At 68.6% G+C, this 19,286-nt stretch carries 24 protein-coding genes; 15 read left to right on the top strand and 9 right to left on the bottom strand.

Translation table 11 applies throughout. The features are described from left to right. Positions 1-59: 59 nt before the first annotated feature. From AB0I34_RS00685 to AB0I34_RS00675, 3 genes are read left to right on the top strand one after another with little or no spacing between them, the layout of a single operon-like run. Positions 60-518 carry a hypothetical protein gene (locus tag AB0I34_RS00685; protein WP_360437102.1) on the top strand — a complete coding sequence of 153 codons (459 nt, stop codon included), beginning with the start codon at positions 60-62 and terminating at the stop codon, positions 516-518. A 26-nt stretch (positions 519-544) separates the two neighbouring features. Beyond that, a complete protein-coding gene (locus AB0I34_RS00680) occupies positions 545-1,504 on the top strand; it encodes an alpha/beta fold hydrolase (RefSeq protein ID WP_360437100.1) in 960 nt (319 codons plus the stop codon). Next, positions 1,501-2,241, top strand: a complete 741-nt coding sequence (locus tag AB0I34_RS00675) for an MBL fold metallo-hydrolase (protein ID WP_360438116.1) — start codon at positions 1,501-1,503, stop codon at positions 2,239-2,241. The genes AB0I34_RS00680 and AB0I34_RS00675 overlap by 4 nt, the downstream gene beginning before the upstream one ends. A gap of 33 nt (positions 2,242-2,274) precedes the next feature. On the opposite strand, the gene AB0I34_RS00670 is transcribed toward AB0I34_RS00675, so the two are convergent. The 4 genes from AB0I34_RS00670 to AB0I34_RS00655 all read right to left on the bottom strand — a co-directional run bounded on the left by AB0I34_RS00670 (position 2,275) and on the right by AB0I34_RS00655 (position 5,597). Next, entirely contained in the window at positions 2,275-2,769 is a 495-nt protein-coding gene (locus tag AB0I34_RS00670; RefSeq protein ID WP_360437097.1) for a Pr6Pr family membrane protein, read from the bottom strand. A 98-nt stretch (positions 2,770-2,867) separates the two neighbouring features. Beyond that, positions 2,868-3,242, bottom strand: coding sequence for a hypothetical protein (locus AB0I34_RS00665; RefSeq protein ID WP_360437094.1), 375 nt, complete (start codon positions 3,240-3,242; stop codon positions 2,868-2,870). Positions 3,243-3,268: 26 nt separating this feature from the next. Continuing rightward, positions 3,269-4,609, bottom strand: a complete 1,341-nt coding sequence (locus AB0I34_RS00660) for a glutamine synthetase family protein (RefSeq protein WP_360437092.1) — start codon at positions 4,607-4,609, stop codon at positions 3,269-3,271. 22 nt (positions 4,610-4,631) lie between these two features. Continuing rightward, positions 4,632-5,597, bottom strand: a complete 966-nt coding sequence (locus AB0I34_RS00655) for a hypothetical protein (RefSeq protein ID WP_360437089.1) — start codon at positions 5,595-5,597, stop codon at positions 4,632-4,634. A gap of 51 nt (positions 5,598-5,648) precedes the next feature. Between AB0I34_RS00655 and AB0I34_RS00650 the strand changes: the two genes are divergently transcribed. Continuing rightward, positions 5,649-6,545 carry a DUF72 domain-containing protein gene (locus tag AB0I34_RS00650; RefSeq protein WP_360437086.1) on the top strand — a complete coding sequence of 299 codons (897 nt, stop codon included), beginning with the start codon at positions 5,649-5,651 and terminating at the stop codon, positions 6,543-6,545. A gap of 9 nt (positions 6,546-6,554) precedes the next feature. Continuing rightward, a complete protein-coding gene (locus AB0I34_RS00645) occupies positions 6,555-7,004 on the top strand; it encodes a hypothetical protein (RefSeq protein ID WP_360437083.1) in 450 nt (149 codons plus the stop codon). Between the two features lie 120 nt (positions 7,005-7,124). On the opposite strand, the gene AB0I34_RS00640 is transcribed toward AB0I34_RS00645, so the two are convergent. Continuing rightward, positions 7,125-7,622: a methylated-DNA--[protein]-cysteine S-methyltransferase gene (locus AB0I34_RS00640; RefSeq protein ID WP_360437080.1), complete on the bottom strand. Its 498-nt coding sequence runs from the start codon at positions 7,620-7,622 to the stop codon at positions 7,125-7,127. A 37-nt stretch (positions 7,623-7,659) separates the two neighbouring features. Next, positions 7,660-8,604: a carbon-nitrogen hydrolase family protein gene (locus tag AB0I34_RS00635; protein ID WP_360437077.1), complete on the bottom strand. Its 945-nt coding sequence runs from the start codon at positions 8,602-8,604 to the stop codon at positions 7,660-7,662. Positions 8,605-8,863: 259 nt separating this feature from the next. Between AB0I34_RS00635 and fgd the strand changes: the two genes are divergently transcribed. The 3 genes from fgd to AB0I34_RS00620 are packed head-to-tail and all read left to right on the top strand — an operon-like array spanning position 8,864 to position 10,969. Then, positions 8,864-9,868 (top strand): glucose-6-phosphate dehydrogenase (coenzyme-F420), encoded by a 1,005-nt coding sequence (fgd, locus tag AB0I34_RS00630; protein ID WP_360437074.1) that lies wholly within the window; start codon positions 8,864-8,866, stop codon positions 9,866-9,868. Between the two features lie 10 nt (positions 9,869-9,878). Further along, positions 9,879-10,454, top strand: coding sequence for a hypothetical protein (locus tag AB0I34_RS00625; protein ID WP_360437071.1), 576 nt, complete (start codon positions 9,879-9,881; stop codon positions 10,452-10,454). A 44-nt stretch (positions 10,455-10,498) separates the two neighbouring features. Beyond that, positions 10,499-10,969 (top strand): NUDIX domain-containing protein, encoded by a 471-nt coding sequence (locus AB0I34_RS00620; protein WP_360437068.1) that lies wholly within the window; start codon positions 10,499-10,501, stop codon positions 10,967-10,969. Here AB0I34_RS00620 and AB0I34_RS00615 read toward each other — a convergent pair. After that, positions 10,966-11,730, bottom strand: a complete 765-nt coding sequence (locus AB0I34_RS00615) for an IclR family transcriptional regulator (protein WP_360437065.1) — start codon at positions 11,728-11,730, stop codon at positions 10,966-10,968. The genes AB0I34_RS00620 and AB0I34_RS00615 overlap by 4 nt on opposite strands. A 127-nt stretch (positions 11,731-11,857) precedes the next feature. On the opposite strand from AB0I34_RS00615, the gene AB0I34_RS00610 reads away from it, so the two are divergent. The 7 genes from AB0I34_RS00610 (at position 11,858) to AB0I34_RS00580 (ending at position 17,108) form a co-directional block, all read left to right on the top strand. After that, positions 11,858-13,129, top strand: a complete 1,272-nt coding sequence (locus AB0I34_RS00610; protein ID WP_360437062.1) for an aldolase/citrate lyase family protein — start codon at positions 11,858-11,860, stop codon at positions 13,127-13,129. A gap of 32 nt (positions 13,130-13,161) precedes the next feature. Continuing rightward, positions 13,162-13,401 (top strand): thiamine-binding protein, encoded by a 240-nt coding sequence (locus AB0I34_RS00605; RefSeq protein ID WP_360437059.1) that lies wholly within the window; start codon positions 13,162-13,164, stop codon positions 13,399-13,401. Then, entirely contained in the window at positions 13,394-13,768 is a 375-nt protein-coding gene (locus AB0I34_RS00600; protein WP_360437056.1) for a helix-turn-helix domain-containing protein, read from the top strand. Before AB0I34_RS00605 ends, AB0I34_RS00600 begins: the two co-directional genes overlap by 8 nt. Before the next feature lie 109 nt (positions 13,769-13,877). After that, positions 13,878-14,378: a 2-oxo-4-hydroxy-4-carboxy-5-ureidoimidazoline decarboxylase gene (gene uraD, locus AB0I34_RS00595; protein WP_360437054.1), complete on the top strand. Its 501-nt coding sequence runs from the start codon at positions 13,878-13,880 to the stop codon at positions 14,376-14,378. After that, entirely contained in the window at positions 14,375-14,704 is a 330-nt protein-coding gene (uraH, locus tag AB0I34_RS00590; RefSeq protein ID WP_360437051.1) for a hydroxyisourate hydrolase, read from the top strand. Before uraD ends, uraH begins: the two co-directional genes overlap by 4 nt. 5 nt (positions 14,705-14,709) lie before the next feature. Continuing rightward, on the top strand, positions 14,710-15,615 hold the full coding sequence (pucL, locus tag AB0I34_RS00585; protein WP_360437048.1) for a factor-independent urate hydroxylase: 906 nt from the start codon (positions 14,710-14,712) through the stop codon (positions 15,613-15,615). A gap of 131 nt (positions 15,616-15,746) precedes the next feature. Further along, a complete protein-coding gene (locus AB0I34_RS00580) occupies positions 15,747-17,108 on the top strand; it encodes an 8-oxoguanine deaminase (protein ID WP_360437046.1) in 1,362 nt (453 codons plus the stop codon). Between the two features lie 56 nt (positions 17,109-17,164). Here AB0I34_RS00580 and guaD read toward each other — a convergent pair whose 3' ends face one another. Beyond that, positions 17,165-18,448, bottom strand: a complete 1,284-nt coding sequence (guaD, locus tag AB0I34_RS00575; RefSeq protein WP_360437043.1) for a guanine deaminase — start codon at positions 18,446-18,448, stop codon at positions 17,165-17,167. Then, a complete protein-coding gene (gene xdhC / locus AB0I34_RS00570) occupies positions 18,445-19,281 on the bottom strand; it encodes a xanthine dehydrogenase accessory protein XdhC (RefSeq protein WP_360438113.1) in 837 nt (278 codons plus the stop codon). The genes guaD and xdhC overlap by 4 nt, the downstream gene beginning before the upstream one ends. Between the last annotated feature and the right edge of the window lie 5 nt (positions 19,282-19,286).

Below are 19,286 nucleotides of genomic sequence, written 5' to 3'. Positions count from 1 at the left end.
CAACAGACGACTCACTGGGGGTGACTGTGCGGCTCGGTCCCGGATGAGATCCTGGTGCGATGCGTACGACGTACCGGATGCGGGCGGGACGGTTCCTCGGGATCCTGGCCGCCGGGCTGATCATTCTCGGTGTTGCCGCGATCGTGTGGGCCTTCGGCCTGCCGGACGTGGTGGTGTCGGTGTTCCTCACCCTGGGCGGGCTGGTGGTGCTCGGTGGTCTGTGGATCCTGGTCTGGCCGCCGGTGGTCGCGAAGGTGCGCGACCGCGACATCGAGGTCCGCGGCGTCCGGACGACGTGGACCGACATCACCCAGGTCGGCCGGGTCGAGACCACTCACGGCGAGGCGATCGTCCTGCGTACCAAGCAGCCGGACCACACCGTCCTGCTGCCGGTCGGCTGGCTGCGTCCCGGTCGGGCCGCGCAACTGGAGACCACGCTGCGGGACCGGCTGAACGCCGCGCACGGGTACACGATCTGGGACGGGACTGCGCCGGACGACGACGATCGCGCAGAATGAAGCGACCCTGACCCTGAGGAGTGCCCGTGCTGTCCTTCGAGCTGTCGTACGACGAACTGATCGCCTACCAGGGCACGAATCCCCGGCCGGAGGACTTCGACCAGTTCTGGGACAAGGCACTGCTCGAACTGGGCGCGGTCGACCCGGACACCGAGTTCGCCGACGCGACCGACTTCCCGCTGACCACGGCGACAGCGCAGCACCTGTACTTCACCGGCACCGGCGGCTACCGGGTGCACGCGAAGGTGGTTCGCCCGGCCGAACCCACCGGCCCGGCCGTGCTGATCTTCCACGGGTACGGCGGTGAGCAGCCGAGCTGGGTCGACCTCCTGCCGTACGCCGCGCGCGGGTTCACTGTCGCCGCGCTGGATGTGCGTGAGCAGGTGGGTTACCGGACCGAGTCGCAGGCGGCGAACAGCTTCTCGTTGCACAACCACCTGGTGCACGGTCTCGACGACGGGCCGGACGGGCTGCTGTACAAGCATGTGTTCCTGGACGCCCGGCGGCTCGCGGACATCATCGCCGGTCTGCCCGAGGTGGACGAGACGCGGATGGCGACGACCGGTTGGAGCCAGGGTGGCGGACTCAGTCTCGTGGCCGCCGCACTGACGCCGGGGATCAAGTACGTCGCGAGCGTGTTCCCGTTCCTGTGCGACTACCAGCGGGCCTGGGATCTCAACCTGGAGACGAATCCGTACGACGAGATCACCACCTGGTTCCGGAAGCGGGATCCGCGGCATCTGCGCCAGGACGAGGTGTTCACGACTCTCGGCTACATCGACGTACAGAATCTGGCGCCGCGGATCCGGGCCGAGGTGACGTTGTTCGTCGGGCTCGAGGATCAGGTGTGTCCGCCGTCGACGCAGTTCGCGGCGTACAACAAGATCACGTCGGCCAAGGACGTCCGGCTGTACCCGGACTTCGGGCACGATGACCTGCCGGGCGCGCTCGACGACATCTTCCAGCTGATCGGCGCGAAGCTCTGACCACGCTCACAATCCTCGGCACCGCCGCGCCGTATCCGCAGCCGGACCGCCCGTGTTCCGGCTACCTTCTCCGGGCCGGCGGCGCTCAGGTGTGGGTGGACGCGGGTCCTGGTTCACTCGCCGAGCTCCTGCGTCATACGACGCTCGCTGCATTGGATGCTGTCTGGCTGTCGCACCTGCACCTCGACCACATCGGCGACCTGCTCAACGCGTACTACGCCTTGGCGTACGGCGAACTCCCCGCGCGGCCGCCGTTGCCCGTGTATGCGCCGGCGGAGTTGGGTGCTCGGCTGGCCGGGTTCTTCGCGCAGCCGGATCCCGGCGTGTTCAGCGACGTACTGGACCTCCGTCCCTTGTCGGACGGTCACCAGGTGCAGCTCCGCGATCTGCAGCTGACCAGCCGGGCCGTTGAGCACGGCTGCGAGGCTTACGCCCTCCGCGCCGAGTCGTCCGGGCACACGTTCGTCTACTCCGGCGACTGCGCGCCTTGCCCAGCCCTGGACGCCACGGCCCTCAACGCCGACCTCCTCCTCTGCGAAGCCAACGACCCCTATCCCACGGCGGTCCACCACACCCCGTCCCAAGCCGGCGACCTGGCCCACCGCACCAACACCAAGCACCTCGTGGTCACCCACGTCGGTCCACTCCTCGACCGCATCCATGCGACCGACGAGGCAGCCGACTCCTTCGGCGGCCCAACCACCACCGCCGAAATCCGTTCTACCTTGGCCTTCTGAAGGGTTCGCCGGGCTCTGCTCCGCTGCGGACGCTTAGTTTTGCGGGATCTGCTCCCTGCGCGCGCGTCCGACCGTCGGCAGCTTCGTGTCGAGGGTCTTGAGGCCGAGCGACAGGAGGATGCCCAGGACAACGACCAGGAGGGCGTTGCGGAAGGCCGTGGCGAGGCCGAGGTCGGTGACATCGAGGAAGGGGTAGGGGTACCAGTCGGTGAAGGCGCCCTGGACGAAGATGTAGACGAGCCAGGCGATCGGCCAGATGAAGGCGGGCGGGATGGTGCGCCAGGTCATCCGGGGTCGCGGGCCGAGCACGAGCCACGCCGCCAGCGTCGCCCACGGCGAGATGTAGTGGAACCCGATGGTCGCAACCAGCGCAGCTCCGGTCAGGTGGATTTTCGGCGCCAGCACGATCGCGAACACCAGACCGGTGATCACGATCCCGAGCAACGAGTCCAGCCGGACGACGCGCTCAGCACGAGTTGGATGACCAGCGAGGCAAGGATCACCGCCGCGATGAGGCCTTGCCGCCACCGCGACACCCTGTCGGTCCGGCTACTCACAGCTCTCATTCTGCAACCCGCAGTACCTCAGGTCCCTGTCCCACGCCGCAGATCCGAGCCAGGCGTTGGTCAGCTCGGGATCCAGGTGGGCCACCAGGGTGGGACGTTGCCGGGGCAGGTGCCGGGGGCGGTGGCGGGGGTGCCTTGCCAGGAGAACAGGGCCAGATCGGCGATGGTGATGGCGATGGCGGCGGCGATCAGTGAGAAGAGGAACGCCTTGCCGGCGTAGCGGAAGACGATGGTGAACAGGACGAGGTTCACGATCAGGGCGAGCGGGAGGCCGAGGAATAGCAGGGTGAGGCCGTTGGGGACGCTGCCGGCGACGTCGACGTTGCACGCCTTCCACGCGCGCGACGTGATCACGACCAGCCCGAACGCCGCTCCGCCACCCACGACCACCGCAAGGAACGACTCGCCCTTGCTCCCCTTCACAGCCAACGCCATGAGGATCACCGTATGTGATCCAGGCGTCAGTAGCGCCACCGCAGCGCGCGGACCCGCGCCTCCAGTGACAGCTCACCCAGCGATTTCGCGTCATGACGCCGTACGGCGAGGAACGGCTCGACAATCGCATCCCCCAGAGCAGCGCGAATGACCTCCGACCGCTCGAGCGCCGTCAGCGCGTCCTCTAACGTGAGCGGCAACCGAGGCGGTCGCTCCGCCTCCGCGTACGTCACCGGGTCGCGGTCCAAGCCGTCCGGCAGCACCGCCTTCTGCTCGAGCCCGTTCAAGGCGGCAGCCAGTACGGACGCGGCCGACAGGTAGGCGTTGCCCGACGGGTCGCCGATCTTGATCTCGAAGTTCGCGGACCCCGGGCGGCTGGTCACGCTGCCCGGCACGTACCGCAGCGCCGCTTCCCGATTCTCGGGCCCCCAGCAAGCAAAAGCACCCGCCCAGTTCCCCGGCACCCGCCGGTCCGCGCTGACCACGCTCGGCGCGAGTACGCCGGTCAACCCGTCGAGCTCACCCAGTACGCCGGCCATCAACTGCCGCCCATGCTCAGACGGACCGCCCTCATCCCCGAACGGCCGGCCGGCCAGCGAAGCCGAGAAGTGGATGTGCGCCCCGTTCCCCACGAACCCGGCCACCGTGATCGGCGCGAACGACACCAGCAACCCATGCGCCCTCGCCACCCGATGGACCACGAGCCGGGCGAGCTGCGACTGGTCGGCCGCAGCCAACGGCGACGCCGGCGGAAGCGCCACCTCGACCTGACCTTGCGCGTACTCCGGATGCAACTGCTCCGCCGGCACTCCGGCCGCGTCCAGCGCCTCGAGCAACTCGACCGCGAAATCCTCGATCTTCAGCGCGGCGAGTACGCCGTACGCCGGCCCGATCGTCGCGACGTTCGGATCATCGGCGTCACCACTGAACACGGTGAACTCCAGCTCGAACCCGAGCTTCACATCGAGCCCGGCCGCGACCGCCCGCTCCTCCTGCCTCCGCAGTGCAGAGCGCTGGCAGATGTCCACCGGCTCGTGGTCCTGGGACAGCTGATCGGCCGGAGCCCAGTAGACACGACGGTCCGGGCCGAGCGGCGCGACCGAACGGAGGTCCGGCATCAGCCGGTTGTCGCCGACCGGCCCGTTGACCAGCGGCGACGTGGTGATCGCGTCGTCGGTGCACATCAGCGCGAACACCGGCGACAGCCCGATCCCGTCGCGCACCGCGGCACGCACGCGAGCCGCCGGCACCGTCTTGGCCCGGGTGATCCCGGCGTTGTCGACCATGGACGTGATCAACATCCGCAGCCCGCCGTCGAGCAGCGCGTTGACCGGATCCGCAGGCGTCAAGCTGTCGGTGACAGACATGCAGCCCTTCGTACCACAGGACTTAGAACGGCGGCTGGTCCGCCAGCTTCAGCAGCCACTCGGCCTGGTCGCCGTCGAGGAAAGGTCCGTCGAACGCCCCTGGAAAGAGGCGGCCCCACGACACGGCTCGGCCGATGGATCCGAGACGCCAGGCCAGGCTGGCGGCACGACGGAGTTCGGGCAGGGTGTGGCCGTCGGCGGTCCAGGGCTCGAGGTAGGCGTCCCGCAGCCTCGGGATGATGTCGTCGCCGTAGCTGCCGGCGGCGTGCCGCGCCGTGACGAGCTGGCTGCAGAACGGATGCGAGACGGCAGCGTCACCCCAGTCGAAGAAGATGAAGCGTCCGTCGACCGGCGCGAAGATCTGGCCGTCGTGCAGGTCGGCGTGGTCGAGCGAGTCGGTGATACCGATCGCGGCGAGCTCGTCGCACCAGTCGAGCAGCCGGGGCCGCAGCTCGTCCAGGACCTTGCGGTCGGCGGGCTGCAGCGACTGGTTCGCGGTCACGGTCTTGTCGAAGATCGTCGGCAGGATGGCGAGCCGTGCATCGGGCACCCCAAGGGCCACGAGCTCGTCGGCATGCGGGACCAGGGTCCGCTGGAACTCGGCGTACTGACCGACGACCTGCTCCCACGTTCGTTCGTCGCCTGGGTACTGGCGGAGGATGGAACCGCCATCCGGAAGCAGTGACCAGCCCCGCGTCGAGTCCACTGCGTACGGCGTGAGGACGTGCCCGGGCGCCCACCGGGCCAGAGCCTCGGTCAGTCCGGACTCGAAGCGGCTCGCGGGCGGATTCGCCTTGAACCACAGTCGCCGCCCCACCTCGAACCGCACGATCACAGACCACGGCCGGACCCGCACCCACCGCGGCCCCCGCTCCTGCCAGCCCAAGGCCGCAACGTGCGCTTCCACCCACGCGAACGCCGAGGCACGCCACTCTGGGTCGTCCCACGGCGTCCGTGCTTCGGCGTACGTGCCCCGATCAACCTGCATCCGCACACCTCATCACACCGACCCCTGGTCGCGGCACTGGATAATCGGCGCATGAGTGCGTATCGGGTCGGCATCTCCGGCTGGCGGTATCCGCCGTGGCGGAAGGTGTACTACCCGGAGGGACTGCCGCAGCGGGCCGAGTTGGAGTACGTCTCGCGGCGGCTGAACTCGATCGAGCTGAACGGCTCGTTCTACTCGCTGCAGCGGCCATCGTCGTACCAGAAGTGGTACGACGAGACGCCCGACGATTTCGTGTTCACCCTGAAGGGGCCGCGGTTCGTCACGCACCTGAAGAAGCTGGCCGACGTGGACGCGCCGCTGGCCAACTTCTTCGCCTCCGGAGTCCTTGCGCTCGGCAACAAACTCGGTCCGGTGCTGTGGCAACTCCCGCCGACTCTCGGGTACGACGAGGAGCGGTGCGCGAGGTTCTTCGCATCGTTGCCGCGGACCACGGCGGAGGCGGCCGAAGTTGCCAAGGGCCACGACGAGCGGATGGAAGGCCGGGCGCTGCTGGAGAGTGCCGTCGACCTCCCGCTCCGGCACGCGATCGAAGTCCGGCACGCAAGCTTCGAGACCCCCGGCTTCATCGACCTGCTGCGCGAGCACGGCGTCGCGCTGGTCTGCGCGGACACGGCCGGCAAGTGGCCGATGCTCGACGACGTCACGGCGGATTTCGTGTACGTCCGGCTGCACGGCGCCGATGAGCTCTACACCAGCGGGTACGACGACGAGTCGCTCGACCGCTGGGCCGGGAAGATCCGCACCTGGCACCAGGGCGGTACGCCGGCCGACGGCAGGACGATCGGGAAATCCACGGCGAAGCGCCGCCGCCGGGACGTGTACACCTACTTCGACAACGACGCCAAGGTTCGTGCCCCGTTCGACGCGGAGGGTCTGTCCCGCCGACTCGGGATTACTTCGGCCGGGACCGAAGGATCACAGCCTTAGCGTGATCGCATGACTGAGAACCCCGGAGTACTGGTGGAGCAGGCGGTCGAACGCTCGCTCCGGTTGGTCCCCACCTGGCCGGCGTGGGACGGGCAACCGCTCACCTCTGATGACGGCCGCACGTTCACGCCGCACAAGGCCGTCCGCCGGATAGCCGATCACCTGGTCGACCACCTGGCCGAGGTCGAGGCGCTCCTCGCCGGCGTACCGACGCAACCGGACGAGTGGCATGCGAGCGCGCTCACCTCCGCGGCCGATCTGGCACCATTCACCGTCGAGGACGTGCAGGAAGCCGAGCAGCGCCTACGTCGGCTCGGGCGGACGTTCACCCTGCGGTACGCCGCGGTCGACCCGGCCGAGTGGGACAAGGACCGCGGCGCCAACTGGACCCTCCGCCAGATCGCCGAGCACCTGGTCGAGCTCGACTGGTACGCCGAGCAGGTCGGCGACCTGTCCTAGAGGGTCGAGCCCGTGCAGCTCGACAGGAGGTGTCCGGTCATTACGTCGACCGAGTTGGCCTGACGAGCGTGACGGATGTCTGCCGCCGGTGACACCTCCTGTCGAGCTGCACGCACCCAATCAGAAGAGCCGGACGCCGACCGGCTCTTCCAGGTCGAGGAGGAACTGCTTGCGCTTGAGGCCGCCGGCGTACCCGGTCAGTGAGCCGTTCTTCCCGATCACGCGGTGGCACGGGACGACGATCGACAGTGGGTTCTGCCCGACCGCCTTGCCGACCTGCTGGGCCAGTGTGCGATCCCCGAGCCGTTCCGCGATCTCGCCGTACGACGAGGTCGTGCCGTACGGGATCTCCTCGAGGATCGACCAGACGCGGCGCTGGAACTCGTCGCCGCGCAGGACGGTCGGGACGTCGAAGCTGGTCCGCTCCCCGGCGAGGTACTCGTCGAGTTGGCGGGCCGCCTCGGACAGCAGCGGGTCGGTGGCTTCGACCTGCTCACCGAGGGTCTCCGGCGTCGGCTTCACCCAGTGGTGCGGGAAGTAGACGCCGGCCAGGGCGTTGTCCGAGGCGACCAGGGTGAGGACCCCGATCCGGGTGCTGACAATCGCGTGCCTGTTCATGCCTATGGAACGGATCCGCACCCGGACGTGTGAGGCCTCAGGAGCCGACGCGCTCCCGGGTCCGGCGCCGGAACTCCCGGCCGACCTGCACCGCGTCGTGGCGGTGCAGCTCAGTGACCGCGATGCCTGCGGCACCGTCCGCCTCAGCCACCAGCTCGCCCTGCGGGTCGATCACGCCAGACATCACACCTGCTGCCGGATTGGCCGGCACGGCCAGGCTCACCCAGCACGTGTTCATCACGGCGTACCCGCGGGCGTGAGTCGGCACGACCTCGTTCCCCGAGGAGCCAGTGGTCGAATACGACACCAGTACGGCGTCGACGCCGAGCCGGTCGTACTCCGTGAACACCTCCGGGAACAGGACGTCGAGCCCGAGCGAGAGGCCGAACCGGTAGCCGTCGACCTCGAAGGTCACCGGTTCTGTGCCCGGGGTGTACATCCAGGTGAGCTTGGTGGCCGACAACATGCGTTCGTCGTACCGAGCGACCACTGTGCCCTGGTCGGAGACGACGTACATGCTGTTGTGCGGTCGGGTCGGAGCGGGCAGTTGGTGCACCGAGGGGATCACGGTCCAGATCCCCAGCTCACCCGAGAGCGCGGTGATGCGGTCCAGTTCCTCCTGCAGCACGGTCCACTCGGCCTTGCTCCAGTCGCTGGGACCGATCTCGTCCGGGCCGAGCTCGGACATCACGCGCTTGCTCGGGAAGCACAGCGCGCCTTCGGTGAAGTGCACCAGGCGGGCACCCGCCTCGGCTGCCTGCTTCATCAGGCCGCGGATCTCCGCGCCGCTTTCGCGCAGCAGGGCGGCGTTCGTCGGGTCTTCGTGCACCGTCGACTGGGCGACGGCAATTCGTAGGGTGTTGTCCGGCATCTCGTCTCCTGACGGAGTAGGACGGAAGTGCCGGAGGGCAGCCGTGTAGGACTCGCCAGTTTTGGCGGCGCGGGCTCGGACCCGCAGCTTGAAGTTCCTGTGCGCTGTCATCTGGCCTTCCACGCACTCGCACGCGATCCCCCAGCGATCCCGTCCGAGGCGGCTGACCAGGACGAGCGGCCCGAGACAGGAAGTCCCTTTGCCTTCTCATGTGACCAGGCTGGGGCCGGTCGACGAAGGTGAGGCGCGGGCCGCGCCGGGACCACATCCTTGCTGACCGACTGGCGGTGGTCAAACACCATCGGCATAAAGTCGGACTCGCACGCGGTTGTCATCGGAGTACGACGTAGGCGACGTTTGGGAGCTAAGGGTGAGCATTCGAGTCGGGTACAAGGCGTCGGCGGAACAGTTCGGGCCGCGGGAGCTGGTGGAGTACTCGGTCCGGGCGGAGGAGCTCGGGCTCGACAGCGTGACGGTGTCGGACCACTTCCTGCCGTGGCGGCACGAGGGTGGTCACGCTCCCTTCGCGCTGGCCTGGCTGGCGGCGGTCGGCGAGCGGACGAACCGGGTGCTGCTCGGTACGTCGGTGCTGACGCCGACCTTCCGGTACAACCCGGCGGTGATCGCGCAGGCGTTCGCCACGCTGGGCGAGCTGTACCCGGGCCGCGTGATGCTCGGCGTCGGCACCGGCGAGGCGCTGAACGAGATCGCCGTGTCGGGCATGGAGTGGCCCGAGTTCAAGGAGCGGTTCGCCCGGCTGCGGGAGTCGGTGCAGCTGATCCGCGACCTGTGGACGAAGGACGGCGTCAGCTCCGAAGGCCCGTACTACAAGACCGTCGACGCGTTCATCTACGACCGGCCCGAGACGCCGCTCAAGGTGTACGTCGCCGCCGGTGGACCGCTGGTCGCCAGGTACGCCGGTCGCGCGGGAGACGGGTTCATCGCGACCTCCGGCAAGGGCATGGACCTCTACACCGAGAAGCTGATCCCGGCGGTGAAGGAAGGCGCGGAGAAGGCCGGCAAGACGTTCGACGACATCGACCGGATGCTCGAGGTCAAGGTGTCCTACGACCGCGACCCGGCGCAGGCGCTGGAGAACACGCGGTTCTGGGCCCCGCTGTCGCTGACGCCGGAGCAGAAGCACAGCGTCACGAGCGCGACCGAGATGGAGCGGCTCGCCGACGAGTTGCCGATCGAGCAGGTCGCGCAGCGCTGGATCGTCGCGTCCGACCCTGACGAGGTCGTGAAGCAGCTCCAGCCGTACCTCGACGCCGGCTTCAACCACTTCGTCGTACACGGCCCGGGGCAGGACCAGGAGCGATTCCTGACCCAGTTCACCACCGACGTCCTTCCGTTGCTGCGCAAGCTGGGCTGACAATCGCAGAATGGGCGATCACGAGTTTGTGCAGGAAGGTGACCCGCGGTGTGCCGAGCTGGAGGCAGCCGGCTACCGCGTGGTCGCCGAGTCCTGGGCAGTCCGCCTGTACGACCCGGACCGTGAGCTGCTCGAATCAGCAGTACGACGAGTCACCGCCGGCGGCCTGAGCATCCGGGAGCTGGGTCCGGAGTCGGCGGCGTTGCTGCACGCCTTGGAGAAGACCAACGAGTCCGACTACCCGTACACGCCGGCGACGCATCGCGTGGTCGGAGACCTGGCCACGGTGCGCGCGCTGTGGCCGGAGTATCGGGTGTTCGGGGCCTTCGACGGCTCCCGCTTGGTCGGTGCGACGGCCATCCGCTCACACGAGGGCTTCGGCGACACCAGGTTCACCTCGGTGCTGTCGACGCACCGCCGTCGCGGTGTCGCCCAGGCAGTGAAGGCTGCCTCGATCCTCGCCTTCCTCGACGTCGGCATCACGCGGTTCAGCACCGGCGGCGCTGCTGCGAACGTCGGCAGCCTGCGCGCGAACGAGTCCCTCGGGTACACGCTGACGGAGCGCTGGCGCACGTACCAGCTCTGATAACTCGCATGCGGGTGACCGGCGCCTCGGCTTAGGGTTCGGCGGTGACTTTTCGGCTGGCGGCGTACGCCGTGTGCATCGAGGACGGGCGCGTGCTGGTCTCGCGGTACGTGTCGCCGCTGACCGGCGCGAGCAACTGGACGTTTCCCGGCGGTCGGGTCGAGCAGTCGGAGGATCCGTTCGATGCGGTGATCCGGGAGGTCGCGGAGGAGACCGGCTGCGATGCCGTGGTGGAGCGCCTGCTGGGCGTGGACTCCCGGGTGATTCCCGCGAGCGAGGCGAACGCGGGTATTGAGCACCAGAACGTCGGCATCTTCTACGAGGTCCGGATCACCGGCGGCGAATTGCGGCCGGAGCCGGACGGCGACATCGCGGAGTCTGTGTGGACGCCGATCCCGGACGTGGCCGGTCTGCAGCGGTCATCGTTGGTCGATGTCGGCCTGGTTCTTGCACAGACCCGACCGCTCACCGGGCACGTTCCGCCGGTCCCGACCGGCGGCCTCATCCAGCATTAGCGCAGGTCGTCAGAGAGGGCCTTGGCGGCTTGGGTGAGGAGGGGGACGGCCCGGTCGACCAGTGCTTCGGTCATGCGGCCGGCGGGGCCTGAGATCGACATGGCGAGGCGGGACGGGGCGTCGGGGACGGCGACCGCGACGCAGCGCACGCCGAGTTCTTGCTCGCCCTCGTCGGTGGCGTACCCGTGCTCCTCGGCATTGCGGAGTTGGGCTGCGAACGAGTCCGGATCGGTGATGGTGTTGTCGGTGTGCCTGGGCATGCCGGTGCGGTGCAGCAGTTCGCGGACCTCGGCCTCGGGGAGTTGGGCGAGGATCGCCTTGCCGACCGCGGTGCAGTGCGGCAGGACGCGGCGACCGACCTCGGTGAACATCCGCATCGAGTGCCGGGACGGGACCTGCGCGAGGTACACGATCTGGTCGCCGTCGAGCATCGCCATGTTCGCCGACTCGCCGAGGTCGTCGACCAGCCGGGCCAGATGCGGCCGGGCCCAGACACTCAGCATGTGGGACGAACTCTCGCCGAGCCGGATCAGCTTCGGGCCGAGCACGTACTGCCGGGACGGCTCCTGGCGCAGGTAGCCGAGGTCGACGAGAGTACGAACCAGCCGGTGGATCGTCGGCAGCGGCAGACCGGAGGCGTTGGCCAGTTGGGACAGACCCATCATCCCGCCCGCGTCGGCCATGGTTTCGAGCAGGCCGAAGGCGCGCTCGATCGACTGCACACTGCCGGTGCGCGCCTTGCCGCCGTTCGTGTCCGCCACGGGACCCCGCCTCTCTTTCCGGATCACGGAAGTTTAGCCCCAGATCTCGGAAGGCCAGTGCCATTGCGTCTTCCGCACAGTAGATATTAGTCTCCGCAATACGGAAAAGACAGTCTTGGAGGCGGAGATGAGCCTGGATGACCTGGTCGGCGAGCTGGATCGGCGCCTGGCGGAGGCCGACGCGGCGCTCGCCGCGGACTACCCGGGCGACCGCGGTATCCGCCAGCCCGTGCACACCGTCTACGTCCCGGCCGATCGGTACGACGCCCGCACGGTGGCCGACTGGGGAGCCGAGGCCCGCGCCGCGCTCGGCGAGTACGGCGCCTCCGCAGCGCAACTGGCCGAGGCGCTCGGCATGTTGCCTGTCCCGACGGGCGACCCTGGGCCGGCGCTCACGGACGAGCTGTACGAACTGGTTCGGGCCAAGCTCGAGCGGGAGCCGATCGAGGATCTTCGGATCGACTTCGAGGACGGCTACGGGACCAGGCCGGACGACCAGGAGGACGCGGCCGCTGTGGCCGCGGCCCAATCCCTCGCGGAGACAGTGACCGCCGGTGTCGCCCCGCCGTACCACGGGCTGCGGATCAAATCGCTGGAGGCGCCGAGCCGGCGACGTGGTGTGCGGACGCTGGACCTCTTCGTCCGTGAACTGGGCGGCGCGCTGACCGAGGGCTTCGTGATCACGCTGCCGAAGGTGACCTCGGTCGAGCAGGTCGAGGCGATGATGCTCGTGCTCGACTCGGTCGAAGCCGAGCACGGAGTACCGGCCGGATCGTTGAAGTTCGAGATCCAGGTCGAGACGCCGCAGTCGATCCTCGGTTCCGACGGCACCGCGCTGGTGGCCCGGATGATCAAGGCGGGTGCGGGCCGCGTGATCGGCCTTCACTACGGCACGTACGACTACTCGGCCTCCTTGGGGGTTGCCGCGGCGTACCAGAGCATGGAGCATCCGGTCGCCGACCACGCCAAGGACGTCATGCAGCTGGCCGCGGCCGGGACGGGTGTCTTCGTGTCCGACGGTTCGACAAATGTTCTGCCGGTCGGCTCGGCTGACGCGGTCCACGCGGCCTGGCGACTCCACCTGCGGCTGGTACGACGTTCGCTCGGTCGCGGGATCTACCAGGGCTGGGACATGCATCCCGCCCAGCTGCCGACGCGGTTCGTCGCGAACTATCTCTTCTACCGCGACGGGCTGGAGACCGCGGCGGCTCGCCTGCGGGCGTACCTGGGTCAAGGCGACTCGGGCTACCTGGATGAGCCGGCGACGGCCGCGGCTCTCGCAGGCTTCGTTCTGCGCGGGATGGAGTGTGGTGCTGTCGATCAGGCGGAAGTCGACAAGCTGATCGGCGTCGACACCGCAGGCCTGGCCAAGTTGGCGCGTCGCCCGCTGCGGTCGTGACCCACCGGCCCGCTGGTCGCTAGCCTCGCGGCATGCGACTGGTTGCGGAGTTCACCACGGAACCCTTCGATGTCGAAGGGCAGCCGCCCGCGCACGCCACCGAGGCGCTGCGCGTCGCGGAGGAGGCCGGCCTGGAGTGCGACTTCGGGCCGTTGGGCACGCTCGTGCGCGGCGAACAGGAACTCCTGCTGCCCACGCTGACCGGCGTCCTGGAGGCCGCCTTCGCCAGCGGCGCCAGCCAGGTGACGCTCCAGGTACGGCGCGATGGTTGACAAGGAACCGCATCCGCTCATCGTCGCGATCACGCCGTTGGTCGAGCGACTGAACGCCGAGCTGGTGTCACCGGGAGACGCTCAGCCGGACGACGTGCCGTTGCTGTGGGACGGCGAGCCGGTGGTCGCCGTGCGTCTGTCTCGTAAACCGGAGGGGGGCGTGAACACGCTGCTCGCGGAGGTTGCCGAGGAATTCGGCCGGCCGTTGCGCGAGTTGTCGCGGACCGACAAGCAACAGGCGGTCCTGCGGCTGGAGGAGCGGGGGGCGTTCGAGTTCCGGAAGTCGGCCGAGATCGTGGCCGAGGCGCTCGGCGTCACCCGGTTCACCGTCTACAACTACCTGAACCGGGCCCGCGATCAGGCCTGACCTCTTGCCCGCCCAGCCAAACTTCAACAAACTGTTGACGACAGGCGAGGTGCATGTCAGGCTTTCGTCATACGGAAAGTAAGTTTCGGGATTCGAGAAGGTGTGATCCGTGGACCTGCAGGAGTTCAACTCCGCGCCCGCCGGCCGGCTGCGCCCCGAGCTGTCGGCCTGCTGCGACGTACCGCGCTGGGTCGACGGCATCGTCGCCAAACGCCCGTACGGCGAGGTCACGGCGCTGACCGCGGTCGCGGACCAGTTGCTCCGGGAGCTCGACGACGCCGAGGTCGACCGGGCGCTGGCCGCCCACCCGCGGATCGGCGACCGGCCGTCCGGGGCCGGCACGGAGGCGGCGTGGTCGCGCAAGGAGCAGTCCGGGGTCGGCGAGGATCCTGACCTGCGCTCGGCGCTCGCCGACGGGAATCGCGAGTACGAGCAGCGGTTCGGCCGGGTCTTCCTGATCTGCGCGACCGGTCTGTCGGCAGAGCAGATGCTCAGCAGCCTGCGCCGGCGCCTCGACCACGACGACGTCACCGAAGCCGCCGTCGTACGGGACGAACTGCGGAAGATCGCTCTGCTCCGGCTCAGCAAGGTGCTGGAGGTCCAGGCATGAGCAGCGTCAGCACGCACGTCCTCGACACCGGGCTCGGGCTTCCCGCGCGCGGGGTGCCGGTCCAGCTGTCCCGGGTCAAGGCCGAAGAGACCATCGTCCTCGAGTCGGCCACGACCGACGACGACGGGCGCGTCGCCCGACTGGGGACGGGGCTCGAGCCCGGGACGTACCGGCTCTGGTTCGATGTGGCCGCGTATGCGGACGCGTCCGGCCAGGACATCTTCTTTCCCGAGGTCACCGTGACGTTCACGATCACCGACGAGCGGCACCACCACGTTCCGCTGCTGCTCAGTCCGTTCGCCTTTTCCACCTACCGAGGGAGTTGATCCCGATGGCCATCCACCTGGGTGCGAACCAGTACGGCAAGGCCGAGAGCCGCGTGGTCCGGATCTACCGCGACACGCCCCGCCACCAGATCCGCGACCTGAACGTGTCGTCCGCGCTGCGCGGCCGGTTCGAGGACGCGCACACCAGCGGCGACCAGCGTGACGTGCTGCCGACCGACACGCAGAAGAACACCGCGTTCGCGTTCGCCAAGGAGAAGGGCATCGGCGCGATCGAGGACTTCGCCCTCACGCTCGGCGCGCACTTCCTCGAGGCAGCCCCGGCCGCCGACGGCGCCCGGATCGCGATCGAGGAGTACCCGTGGGAGCGGATCAGCGTCGACGGCGAGCCCCACGACCACTCCTTCGTCCGCGCCGGCAGCGGCGTACGGACGACGATCGTGAACGTCGAGGGCCGCGGTGACGAGCGGAAGACGTACGTCGTCTCCGGCGTGCAGGACCTGACCTTGCTGAAGTCCACCGGCTCGGAGTTCCACGGCTTCCTCAAGGACAAGTACACGACGCTGCCCGAGACCGACGACCGGATCCTCGCCACGTCGCTGGTGGCGCGGTGGCGGTACGACCACACCGACGTCGACTGGGACAAGTCGTACGACCAGATCAAGGCGCTGCTGCTGGAGCAGTTCGCGCGGATCCACAGTCTCGCGCTGCAGCAGACGCTGTATGGCATGGGTGAAGCGGTTCTGCAGCAGCACCCGGAGGTGGCCGAGATCAAGTTCTCGGCGCCCAACAAGCACCACTTCCTGGTGGATCTGAGCCCGTTCGGGGTGGAGAACCCCAACGAGGTGTTCATCGCCGCCGACCGGCCGTACGGGCTGATCGAGGCGACCGTCGTCCGCGACGACGCGTCCGAGGCCGGCTCCGCCTGGCACGCCGTACCCGGCTTCTGCTGACGACTGCCCCTGCAGGTTGGAGAAAGCTCCAATCTGCAGGGGTTTCGCCTGCTCCGGTTCGTGCTCGCTGTGGGTTACCCGTCTCCGGGTGGCGGGGTTGACTGAGGTCAATCTTGGTGAGGAGCGGGTTGATGAGCGCAGCGACGATCGTGGTGGACGGGGCCGCCGTGGTGACGGTGGACCGGGAGCGGCGGGAGTTCGCCACCGGACATGTTGTTGTCGAGGGCAACAAGCTGGTGGCGGTCGGGGCGGGACCGGCGCCGGCGTACGACGGGGCGCGGGTGATCGACGGGCGGGGGTGTCTCGTCACGCCGGGGTTCGTGAACACGCACCAGCACCTGTACCAGTGGGTCACTCGCGGGCTGGCGGCCGATGCGACGTTGTTCGGCTGGCTGACGACGCTGTACCCGGTGTGGGCGGGGATCGACGAGGACGCCGTCCGTGTGGGTGCGCAGGCCGCGCTGGCGCGACTGGCGCGGACAGGGTGCACGACGGCAGCGGATCACCACTACGTGTTCCCGCGGGAGGGTGGGGATCTGCTCGGGGCGGAAATCCTTGCTGCGCAGGAGATCGGGCTGCGGTTCCATCCCTCGCGGGGGTCGATGGACCTTGGTCAGAAGGACGGTGGGTTGCCGCCGGACTCGGTGGTCGAGGATCGGGAGGAGATCCTGATCGCTACCGAGGCCGCGATCGATCGGTGGCATGATCCGGCGCCGGAGTCGATGCTGCGGATGGTGGTTGCGCCGTGTTCGCCGTTCAGCGTGACCGCCGAGCTCATGCGCGAGGCGGCGGAGTTGGCGCGGCGGAAGGGTGTCCGGCTGCACACGCATCTGGCCGAGACTCTCGACGAGGTTGAGTGGTGCCAGCAGAAGTTCGGATGTACGCCGCTGGAGTACGCCGCCGACCTCGGGTGGACCGGCTCGGATGTGTGGTTCGCGCACGGGATTCATTTCGACGACGCAGAGATCAAGCGGCTGGGTGAGACGGCGACGGGCGTCGCGCACTGTCCGAGCTCGAATGCGCGGTTGGGGGCCGGGATCGCGCGGGTTGCCGATCTGCGGGCGGCTGGCGTGCCGGTTGGCCTGGGGGTGGATGGTGCCGCGAGCAACGAAGCCGGCAGCCTGGCGGAGGAGCTGCGGCACGCGTTGCTCTTCGCGCGTGCTCGCGGTGGTCCGCGGGCGATCGACGTACGCGCCGCGCTGGAGTTGGCGACGGTTGGTGGAGCACGTGTGCTGGGGCGCGAGAACGAGATCGGGTCGTTGGAGACCGGCAAGCTGGCCGACTTGGCCGTGTGGCGCCTCGATACCCTCGCCCATGCCGGCATTGCCGACCCCGTGGCTGCACTGGTCCTAGGCACCCCGCCCCCGCTGGAACTCCTGCTGGTCAACGGCGCCCCCGTCGTAGAACACGACACCGTGGTCACCCTCGACGAAGAGCACCTCGCAACCCGGGTCACAGCAGTCCAACAGGCCCTCGTCGCCAAAGCCGGCTGAGAAACACCGCGGCCCCAACCACCTGGTGAGTGGTTGGGGCCGCGGTGTTCGGGCGGTCAGGTGTGGAGGAGGTCGCCATTGATCCAGACGGCTCGGACGTCGGCGGGGGTGCCGAGGGTGAAGGTCCGGGCCAGGGCTTCCTCGGGGTCGTCGGCGTGGGCGATGCTGACCGCCAATGGTGAACCTTCGGCCGGCCGCAGCAGTTGCGCGTCGAAGCGCTTGCCGACGGACAGATCGCCGACCTCGGAGCTGAGACCGAGGGCATCCGCACCAGCCGTGGTGACCAGGTGCAGAAGGTGCGCCGCCGACAGCGGATGACCGTCCTCGGCCTGGAGCTGCTGAGCGAAGTACGCCTGCAATCCCTCCTTCAGCAGCGAGAAGCCAGTACCAGCGCCGACATCCGACCCCACTGCAACGCGGACCCCGTGCTGGAGATGCCGAGTCAGCGGGAACAATCCACTCCCCAGCGCAGCATTGCTGGTCGGACAATGCGCCACCGAAGCACCAGCGTTGGCGAGCAGCTTGAGCTCCACGTCCGTCGGATGCACGTTGTGAGCAAGCACGCTGCGCCGATCGACCAACCCATGCCGGTCGTACGTCGTCACGTAGTCGCACCCACCGAACAGCTCGGACACTGCCGCGATCTCCGCCTCGTTCTCGTTCAGATGCGACGTGAACAGCGCGCCAGGCACCTCTTCGAGTACGTCGTGACACACCGCAAGCAGCTCGTCCGTGCACGACAACGAGAACCGCGGCGTCACGGCGTACCGATTCCGCCCGACTCCATGCCACCGCTCGGCCAGCGCCAGCGACTCGTGGTACGCCCGATCAGGTGTCGTATGCAGCTCCGGCCGCAGCAGCCGATCGCTCACCACCAACCCGCTCGTCACCCGCAACCCCACCTCGGACGCCGCGCTGAACAACGCGTCGACGGCATCGGCGTAATGCGCCCCGAACACGAGCGCAGTCGTCGTTCCCGCCGCAGCCAGTCCGCGGACGAACTCGGACGCGACCCCGGCCGCGTACGACGCGTCAGCCATCCGCGCCTCTTCCGGCAACGCGTACTTGTCCAGCCATTCGAGCAACGGCAACCCCAGCCCGCCGACGGCACGAATCTGCGGGAAGTGCACATGCGTGTCCACGAACCCCGGCAGCACCAGGCCGCCGGTCAGGTCGACGACCGGCTCGGCCGGGTGCGCCCGGCGTACGTCCGCGAAGGTGCCGCGGGCAACGATCGTTCCGTCCGTGACCAGGACGCCGGCGTCGGTGTCGACCCGCAGATCGCCACCGGTGAACGGGTTGTCCGGGGTGTCGAGGAACGTGCCTCGGAAGATCGTCATGCCTTCGCCTCACGGTGAACCGGCGCCGGGTTGCGCTCGGCAACGAACAGTTGGAGCAGCCAGGCCGCCACGCTGACCGCGATGGTGGCCGGTTCCTTGCCGGGCAGGTCCGGCAGACCGATCGGGGTGACGATCCGGTCGATCGCTTCGGCCGGGTTGCCGTCCTCGGCGAGCTTGCGGCGGAAGCGGGCCCACTTCGCCGTCGATCCGATCAGCCCGATCGTCGCAAGCTGCTCGTTCCGCAGCGCGGCGTCACACAATGCTGCGTCCTCCGCGTGGTCGTGTGTCATCACCAGCGCGTGTGTCCCCGGCGGCAGCTCAGCCACCACGAGCTCCGGCAACACCGGCACCTGATGTACGTGGACGTTGGCTACCGCATCGTCGAGCACCTGCAGCCGTTCGGCCTCGAGCTGATCCGGCCGCGAGTCGATGAGATGCAGTTCGATGTCGTGCCGGGCGAGGATCCGCGCGAGCTCGAGCCCCACGTGCCCCACTCCGAAGATCGCCACGGACGGAACCACCGGCAACGGCTCGAGCAACAACTTCACCTCACCCCCACAACACTGCACCCCATGCTGGTACGGCGCTTTGTCCGACAAGGCCACGTCGAGGATCTCCGGCGTCGTCGTGCCTTCGGCGAGCAAGGCCCGCGACCGCTCGATCGCGACCGCCTCCAGGTTGCCACCGCCAACCGTCGCCCAGACGTTGTCCGAGGCAACCACCATCTTGGCGCCGGCCTCTCGCGGCGCGTGCCCGCGCACCGACATCACCGTCACCAAGACGCCCGCACGACGCTGCGAGCGCAGGTACTGAACCGCCTTCACCCACTCCATCTCAC

Source organism: Kribbella sp. NPDC050281, from assembly GCF_040655855.1.
Lineage (GTDB): Bacteria > Actinomycetota > Actinomycetes > Propionibacteriales > Kribbellaceae > Kribbella.
The sequence above is the reverse complement of the archived record's forward strand: the minus strand, read 5'-3'. Positions and strand labels throughout refer to the sequence as shown.

Coding starts and splice junctions, on each gene's coding strand:
- AB0I34_RS00685 (WP_360437102.1), top strand. CDS start 60: ATGCGTACGACGTACCGGATGCGGGCGGGACGGTTCCTCGGGATCCTG.
- AB0I34_RS00665 (WP_360437094.1), bottom strand. CDS start 3,242: ATGGCGTTGGCTGTGAAGGGGAGCAAGGGCGAGTCGTTCCTTGCGGTG.
- AB0I34_RS00660 (WP_360437092.1), bottom strand. CDS start 4,609: ATGTCTGTCACCGACAGCTTGACGCCTGCGGATCCGGTCAACGCGCTG.
- AB0I34_RS00655 (WP_360437089.1), bottom strand. CDS start 5,597: ATGCAGGTTGATCGGGGCACGTACGCCGAAGCACGGACGCCGTGGGAC.
- AB0I34_RS00650 (WP_360437086.1), top strand. CDS start 5,649: ATGAGTGCGTATCGGGTCGGCATCTCCGGCTGGCGGTATCCGCCGTGG.
- AB0I34_RS00645 (WP_360437083.1), top strand. CDS start 6,555: ATGACTGAGAACCCCGGAGTACTGGTGGAGCAGGCGGTCGAACGCTCG.
- AB0I34_RS00640 (WP_360437080.1), bottom strand. CDS start 7,622: ATGAACAGGCACGCGATTGTCAGCACCCGGATCGGGGTCCTCACCCTG.
- AB0I34_RS00635 (WP_360437077.1), bottom strand. CDS start 8,604: ATGACAGCGCACAGGAACTTCAAGCTGCGGGTCCGAGCCCGCGCCGCC.
- AB0I34_RS00625 (WP_360437071.1), top strand. CDS start 9,879: ATGGGCGATCACGAGTTTGTGCAGGAAGGTGACCCGCGGTGTGCCGAG.
- AB0I34_RS00610 (WP_360437062.1), top strand. CDS start 11,858: ATGAGCCTGGATGACCTGGTCGGCGAGCTGGATCGGCGCCTGGCGGAG.
- AB0I34_RS00605 (WP_360437059.1), top strand. CDS start 13,162: ATGCGACTGGTTGCGGAGTTCACCACGGAACCCTTCGATGTCGAAGGG.
- AB0I34_RS00600 (WP_360437056.1), top strand. CDS start 13,394: ATGGTTGACAAGGAACCGCATCCGCTCATCGTCGCGATCACGCCGTTG.
- uraH (WP_360437051.1), top strand. CDS start 14,375: ATGAGCAGCGTCAGCACGCACGTCCTCGACACCGGGCTCGGGCTTCCC.
- pucL (WP_360437048.1), top strand. CDS start 14,710: ATGGCCATCCACCTGGGTGCGAACCAGTACGGCAAGGCCGAGAGCCGC.
- AB0I34_RS00580 (WP_360437046.1), top strand. CDS start 15,747: ATGAGCGCAGCGACGATCGTGGTGGACGGGGCCGCCGTGGTGACGGTG.
- guaD (WP_360437043.1), bottom strand. CDS start 18,448: ATGACGATCTTCCGAGGCACGTTCCTCGACACCCCGGACAACCCGTTC.
- xdhC (WP_360438113.1), bottom strand. CDS start 19,281: ATGGAGTGGGTGAAGGCGGTTCAGTACCTGCGCTCGCAGCGTCGTGCG.